Source organism: Allobosea sp. Tri-44, assembly GCF_004123845.1.
In the GTDB taxonomy this organism is placed as follows: Bacteria; Pseudomonadota; Alphaproteobacteria; order Rhizobiales; family Beijerinckiaceae; genus Allobosea.
This window is the reverse complement of the sequence record NZ_NBDP01000008.1, coordinates 1-5204: the sequence shown is the minus strand read 5'-3', so window position 1 is coordinate 5204 and position 5204 is coordinate 1. Positions and strand designations below refer to the sequence as shown.

The following is a 5204-nucleotide window of genomic DNA, read 5'->3' as shown; positions in this document are numbered from 1 at the left end:
GGCGGAGGGGCGTATCAGGTCCCCGTCTTCCGGCCTTCCTGTCGTCGGCGCGGGGGGCCCTGTAACGTAGACAAGGAGCTGGAACCTGCGCGCCACTGGCTGGCCGTTGTCTCCATACCGGTTTTGGAAATAACCGCGTGCGGCGCGTGTTGACGCCGCCAGGCGGGAGACAGGCTATGCTTACCGGGAAAGGCTACCTAAACCTGCGCGATGGGCACAAGACTGAGGTCTCCTACCAGTTCGCCGCCGATTACGACGGCCACCGAGCCGGCTATCTGCACTTCGACACAGCCGCATTCGATGACATCTCGTTTTGTCGTCGGCTGATCGTCGATTGCGATGACGGCTCGTCCGTCGTGGTCGCGGTTTTGAACCGCGGTGACAAGCATCTGGCGGTAACAGGCCGCGTGCTGGCGCTCCCGGTGATAACAGACTAACAGAGAAAAGCTGGCACGTGGCGCCTTAGTAGCTCTTCGTTCCGTCGAATTCCGCTTGGCATCATTGCCGCCTGTTGTGGGCCGGCGAACCGAGGCCGGCGTCCTATATGGCCGTTTTGACGCTAAAGCTTGATGGGCGCAGACCTCAAGTTCTCCCTCATGGCCGAGCGAGCCTGTTCGAGTAGCCTCCGCGCGTTTTGTAATCGTTCGGGGTCGTTTGTGCGAACGACCTGAGCAGAGCTGAGCGCACTGATTGCTGATTTCATCATGCGCTCCATCTCAAACTCGGACAGCGCGTTCTTCTCGATCAAGATGGCGATCAGCGCATTGAGCTGGGCGTGCGTCGCCAATACGGCAGCGCCCGTAACGTCGACCCCTTCATGCATTAGCCCCTCCCGTCCCCGTCGGGAGCCAAGCACGCTGGGGTTGTGGTGTCGAATCAATAGTTCTCGGTGGGTGAGGAACGCACGTTTTTGTCCGGCGATGGCCAATGTAAGGAGCCTAGCCCGCAGCCATGAACGACCCTGATCTTCCTCGCATCGCGACGGCGGCCAAGCAGATCGCCCTTCTGCGTGCCGCGGTAGCAAGATGTCACCGCCTCGCCACCGCCGACGTAGACCTGAGCCATACGTTGCTAGCTATGGCAACGGACTAGGAAACAAAACTCCAAGCCCTTATTAATTCGGCCGAAGAGGCTGCCGGCGAGATACGCGGAGTACCTGGCAACAAAGGCCAGCGAGTTCCACCAATCAGCCTGATGTGATCATGAGCGATGTTTTGACCCGTTCCCGATAGCCTTCCCGGATCGCTGCTCGATCAGCTCATAGTGCTCGTCGATGCTGCCTCGGGACATCAGGTTCTTGCTGCCGCATTTCGAGCAGCGGTAGCGCAGGCTGATATCCGGAATTGGAAGGTCGTCGGGCAGCCCGTCCATACTGACCTCGGCATGATGGTGGCAGTCGTTGCACCAGACCTCGGCGCGCCTGTGTCCGAACGTACGGGCGGAACCTACGGTCGCTGGCTGAAGCATGCTGCCGTCCTTGTTGTAGGCGCGGCGCGGGTTTCGGGCTGGCGTCAGGGTTGACTCTCCATCTCGTTCGTTCTCATTATGTTCTCATATCTGAGGACGCGGAACATGTCAGCCGAGCCATTGCCGGAGCGCGACGAATTGGAGTGGGAGCTCGTCGAACTGGTCGATGCTCACGGCAGCGAGCGTGCCGCTTTGAGGGTGACCTACGAGACGCTGAAGGCCGTGCTCGCGGACGCCGACCGGGCGGTGTCGAGGGGCTTCATTCAAGGCGTGTTCTCGGAGGGCGCGAGGCCGCCGCGCGAGGTCACCACTGATGCATGACGCCCATGGAACCGCCGAACGAAGACACGTCGCTAATCGACTTTCCCTGGGTGGTCGTGCGCTTCCGCTTCCACTTCTGCCCCCGCACCAAGGACGCTCGGCTGGCCGGGCTCGCCTGGCTCTACGGCGAGCAGGCGACGCTGAAGTGGCTGCTGGCCGAGTTCCGGAAGCCGTGCGCGTGGAACCCCGCCAACTTGGACCGCAAGCCGCAGAAGTACGGCCGGAAATGCGGCGCCTATCTCCTGGACACCGGCCGCACCTCGCCGCCGGATCTGCCGCCAAGCATGTCTGGCCTGACCCTGATCGAAGGAGGCAAGGATGATCAGCTGGCAGCAGGATCAACGCCCGGTCCGAAGCGCCGCAGAATCGGCGGCAGCTAGGCAACTCGCCATCTCCCGGCTCACCGTCGCGGCGCAAACGGCTCGGAAGACCGGCGAAGCGCAGACGATCGACGACCTCGAATTCCATATGTCGTCGGACGACGACGACTGGCTCTGGACCACGCTGGCCGAGCAATACAAGTGCGACTTCTCCGGCCCCTATAGCGGGTACGAGGAGCGGGAGGATGGCAAGCTCGTCAACTCGCGCGGCTACTTCTTGGTGAAGCCGCGGAAGGAAGGTCCGCGCCCGCTCTGGAAGAACGTCATCGTCTACGACACCAAGACTGATGGTGTGGAACTCGTGCGAGCGACGATAGAAGTTTGGCTGGATGTCAGGTGGCATCCAAAGAGGATCGTCGAACGCCCAAGCCTCTATCTCATCGAAGTCCGCCTGCAGACGCACGAAACCGCACATGAGTTGGTGGAAGCGCATGGCGGGTTGCTCTTGCGCGCTGGGGCCCTGGGCGAGCCGAGCTCGCGGAGGGATTTCTTCGGCAACGCCCTGTTCGAGCCCAAGCTAATGAGGTTCTTCGCTACGAGCCGGCGGTCGCCGCGCAGCCCGAGTTCAGCTTCTTGTGAGATCCTGGGCGCGCCTCTAGCATCCGGCCGATGTGCAATCTGTACAGCCACCTTCGCAGCAAAGAGGCCATGAGCCGCCTCTTCGCCAAGTTCCGGGAAATCCCGACGAACCTGCCGCTCGAGCTGGCCAACATCAACCCGAACCGGCCGGCACCGATCGTGCGCAATGTAGCCGGCGGCGGCGAGCCTGAGCTCGCCATGGTGCGGTGGGGCATGCCGACGCCTCGGGATATCCTCGACCAGTACGCTGCTGAGCGCGCTGAGAAGCTGGCGGCCAAGGGCAAGCCTTTCGACATCGATGAGTTGCGGCGGATGGAGCCTGACCGCGGCGTGACCAACGTGCGCAACACGGGCCCCGCACTGGCGGCGCTGGTTCGGCATCGAGAGCCGCTGTCTCGTGCCGTTCACCTCTTTCAGCGAGTTCAACAAGGATTCTGGTGGCGATGTTTGGTTCGCGACGTCGGAAGACCGCCCGACCAACATGTTTGCCGGGATCTGGACGCCGCAATGGACCAGCGTGCGCACGATCAAGGATGGCGAGGAGACGATCGACCTTTTTGCCTTCCTGACGACGAAGCCGAATGCCGAGGTCGAGGCGATCCACCCTAAGGCCATGCCGGTGATCCTGACGAAGCGCGAAGAATGCGAGGTTTGGATGAACGCGCCCTGGTCTGAAGCGAAGGCTCTGCAACGGCCATTGCCGAACGGCTCGCTCAAGATCGTCGCGCGCGGCGTGAAGAAGGACGGGCCAGCGGATGTTTTTGCCGCACAGGCCGCCAAGGCTGAGCAGGGTAGCCTCTTCTGATGGGCCATTGGGAGCATATCGGCCGGGACAATGCCGCCGAGCGCGCGCGCGGTGGGCGAAATGGCCGCCCTGGCGCCGACAGATATACCTTCAGATTGCCTCAGCCTGCAGGGGCGCAATCGTGGCGATTATCCTCTGGGCGATCGGCTTCCTCGGAGGGGCCGTCGTCATCCTGCTCGTCGAGCCTTAGCTCAAGCGTGCCGCGCCATTCACGCACTGGTACGAGCGTGATTTTGCCGTCCAATCCAACGCGCATTTCGGCCTCGGCGGACCAGTCGTCACGCTCATCGCCGCCGGGGAGAAGGATGGATCTCATCCATCCAGATTACGGCGTTTGCCCAACGGTGGCGAGGCGGGGTGCGGGCGGTGCTTTGCAGGGTCAGTCAGGGATTTCGGGCTCGTGGAGCATTTCATGGATCAACTCCGCCGCCTTCTCCGTCGAGATTGTCCTGACACCGGAGCTTGCAAGACGATCGAACATTTTTGCGACCGCCGCGATAGCGTCGTGCTCGGCAGCTGAGAATGCCAAAGTGGCCTGAGCTAAGGCCTTGTCACGATTGGCAAGAACAATCGCCGTCGATGACGAATGCAGCGTCGTCGTGAACCCCTCGATGAGTTCTTTGGCCCGTTCTTCGGGCGTGTATCCCGATGGGGAACTACTTTGTGTCACTCTGACGCAACCCAATGACGGACCATGCTGCTGTTCAATGTCCATGCCATTGGAGGGCAATAGGGCCACTACGGCACCGTGAGCTGCATCGCCGTGGCAATCCGGCACTCGCCGCGGCTGGCTGGGTGGCTCTTTGCGTTAGGATACAGGCTTTCCGATCGCTCTGAGAGCAGCACCGGTGCTTTGAAATTGTTACCCTAGAGCCACCAGAAGATCAGTGCGATGGCGTCGCGAAGGTTGAGCGAGAAACCAATGCGGTCGGTGATACGATAGCTTATCGAGATCGGCATTGTGTCCTCCTGTTGCTTGGGAGGATTATGAGGCAACCTGAGGCAGCGATGATCCATTGCTGACCTATCCCCGCGGGATGGTGGAATGACGGAAGCTCGTCCCTTTCATGTCCTCATCGACATAGATCGCGACAGGTTTCATGCGCGCTTGCGCGAGATCGAGGCTTGGCTCGCTGAATGGCAGGTCGATGCGGAGGTCGGCTCGGTGCTCGGCAACTCAGGGAAGGTTCGGGTGAGATTCGCTGACGAAAGGGCCAGCTACGCCTTCCAGCGGTGCCATGGCGGGCGGCCCGTACTCGCAGACGAGATCCGGGCTTCCAAGATTGCAGACGCTGCCGATGAAAGCTTGTACGACCAACTCGCGCGCGACTACCCTGACTAACACGCGTCTGCGCGAGCGATTACAGCAGCGGCAGCGCCAGTGCCACTCCGATCAAAACCACTATTGCGGCTCTTAGCCACATCGCCTGCAAGTTATTTGCCATCATCTTTCGCACGAACAGCAATCCTGCAGCCCGAAACGGGCACCCTTTAACCTTGGACTTCAGCTTGGATCACTTCAACTGGCTGTCCTTACTGCCGCGGCGATTGATGCCGCAGAGGATGAGGCGGCGGTCGAGGCCAGATTGGCAATCGACACATGTGCGCGCGCTCGGCATCGCCTTCGGCCGAGCTTCAGGAATTTCCTCGCC

Annotated in this window: 10 protein-coding genes and 1 pseudogene; 6 read left to right on the top strand and 5 right to left on the bottom strand. The window is 61.3% G+C overall.

Annotated elements, in window-relative coordinates:
* The first annotated feature begins 176 nt into the window (after positions 1-176).
* A complete protein-coding gene (locus tag B6S44_RS09310; RefSeq protein WP_126116439.1) occupies positions 177-437 on the top strand; it encodes a hypothetical protein in 261 nt (86 codons plus the stop codon).
* A 122-nt stretch (positions 438-559) separates the two neighbouring features.
* On the opposite strand, the gene B6S44_RS09305 is transcribed toward B6S44_RS09310, so the two are convergent.
* Both B6S44_RS09305 and B6S44_RS09300 read right to left on the bottom strand, forming a co-directional pair.
* Positions 560-823 (bottom strand): hypothetical protein, encoded by a 264-nt coding sequence (locus B6S44_RS09305; protein WP_129156642.1) that lies wholly within the window; start codon positions 821-823, stop codon positions 560-562.
* A gap of 377 nt (positions 824-1200) precedes the next feature.
* Positions 1201-1467 (bottom strand): hypothetical protein, encoded by a 267-nt coding sequence (locus B6S44_RS09300; RefSeq protein ID WP_129156641.1) that lies wholly within the window; start codon positions 1465-1467, stop codon positions 1201-1203.
* 105 nt (positions 1468-1572) lie between these two features.
* On the opposite strand from B6S44_RS09300, the gene B6S44_RS09295 reads away from it, so the two are divergent.
* The 4 genes and pseudogenes from B6S44_RS09295 to B6S44_RS09280 all read left to right on the top strand — a co-directional run bounded on the left by B6S44_RS09295 (position 1573) and on the right by B6S44_RS09280 (position 3552).
* Complete coding sequence (locus B6S44_RS09295; RefSeq protein WP_129156640.1) at positions 1573-1788, top strand: hypothetical protein; 216 nt, start codon at positions 1573-1575, stop codon at positions 1786-1788.
* Between the two features lie 5 nt (positions 1789-1793).
* Positions 1794-2168 (top strand): hypothetical protein, encoded by a 375-nt coding sequence (locus B6S44_RS09290; RefSeq protein WP_129156639.1) that lies wholly within the window; start codon positions 1794-1796, stop codon positions 2166-2168.
* Positions 2107-2820, top strand: coding sequence for a hypothetical protein (locus B6S44_RS09285; protein ID WP_129156638.1), 714 nt, complete (start codon positions 2107-2109; stop codon positions 2818-2820). Before B6S44_RS09290 ends, B6S44_RS09285 begins: the two co-directional genes overlap by 62 nt.
* Positions 2778-3552, top strand: a pseudogene (locus B6S44_RS09280) (SOS response-associated peptidase). The gene B6S44_RS09285 and the pseudogene B6S44_RS09280 overlap by 43 nt, the downstream one beginning before the upstream one ends.
* Before the next feature lie 100 nt (positions 3553-3652).
* Here the strand turns inward: B6S44_RS09280 and B6S44_RS09275 are convergent.
* The gene (locus tag B6S44_RS09275) at positions 3653-3868 is read right to left on the bottom strand and encodes a hypothetical protein (protein WP_129156637.1); all 216 of its coding nucleotides are present in this window, start codon (positions 3866-3868) and stop codon (positions 3653-3655) included.
* A 63-nt stretch (positions 3869-3931) separates the two neighbouring features.
* Positions 3932-4267, bottom strand: coding sequence for a hypothetical protein (locus B6S44_RS09270; protein WP_129156636.1), 336 nt, complete (start codon positions 4265-4267; stop codon positions 3932-3934).
* Positions 4268-4597: 330 nt separating this feature from the next.
* On the opposite strand from B6S44_RS09270, the gene B6S44_RS09265 reads away from it, so the two are divergent.
* On the top strand, positions 4598-4894 hold the full coding sequence (locus tag B6S44_RS09265; RefSeq protein WP_129156635.1) for a hypothetical protein: 297 nt from the start codon (positions 4598-4600) through the stop codon (positions 4892-4894).
* Positions 4895-5066: 172 nt separating this feature from the next.
* Here B6S44_RS09265 and B6S44_RS09260 read toward each other — a convergent pair whose 3' ends face one another.
* Positions 5067-5195 (bottom strand): TraR/DksA C4-type zinc finger protein, encoded by a 129-nt coding sequence (locus B6S44_RS09260; RefSeq protein WP_282568175.1) that lies wholly within the window; start codon positions 5193-5195, stop codon positions 5067-5069.
* Positions 5196-5204 lie beyond the last annotated feature (9 nt).

What these genes read in the sequence shown, in the direction of transcription:
- B6S44_RS09285 (WP_129156638.1), top strand. Translation starts at nt 2,107, where the DNA reads ATGATCAGCTGGCAGCAGGATCAACGCCCGGTCCGAAGCGCCGCAGAA.
- B6S44_RS09275 (WP_129156637.1), bottom strand. Translation starts at nt 3,868, where the DNA reads ATGAGATCCATCCTTCTCCCCGGCGGCGATGAGCGTGACGACTGGTCC.
- B6S44_RS09270 (WP_129156636.1), bottom strand. Translation starts at nt 4,267, where the DNA reads ATGGACATTGAACAGCAGCATGGTCCGTCATTGGGTTGCGTCAGAGTG.
- B6S44_RS09310 (WP_126116439.1), top strand. Translation starts at nt 177, where the DNA reads ATGCTTACCGGGAAAGGCTACCTAAACCTGCGCGATGGGCACAAGACT.
- B6S44_RS09290 (WP_129156639.1), top strand. Translation starts at nt 1,794, where the DNA reads ATGGAACCGCCGAACGAAGACACGTCGCTAATCGACTTTCCCTGGGTG.
- B6S44_RS09305 (WP_129156642.1), bottom strand. Translation starts at nt 823, where the DNA reads ATGCATGAAGGGGTCGACGTTACGGGCGCTGCCGTATTGGCGACGCAC.
- B6S44_RS09300 (WP_129156641.1), bottom strand. Translation starts at nt 1,467, where the DNA reads ATGCTTCAGCCAGCGACCGTAGGTTCCGCCCGTACGTTCGGACACAGG.
- B6S44_RS09265 (WP_129156635.1), top strand. Translation starts at nt 4,598, where the DNA reads ATGACGGAAGCTCGTCCCTTTCATGTCCTCATCGACATAGATCGCGAC.
- B6S44_RS09295 (WP_129156640.1), top strand. Translation starts at nt 1,573, where the DNA reads ATGTCAGCCGAGCCATTGCCGGAGCGCGACGAATTGGAGTGGGAGCTC.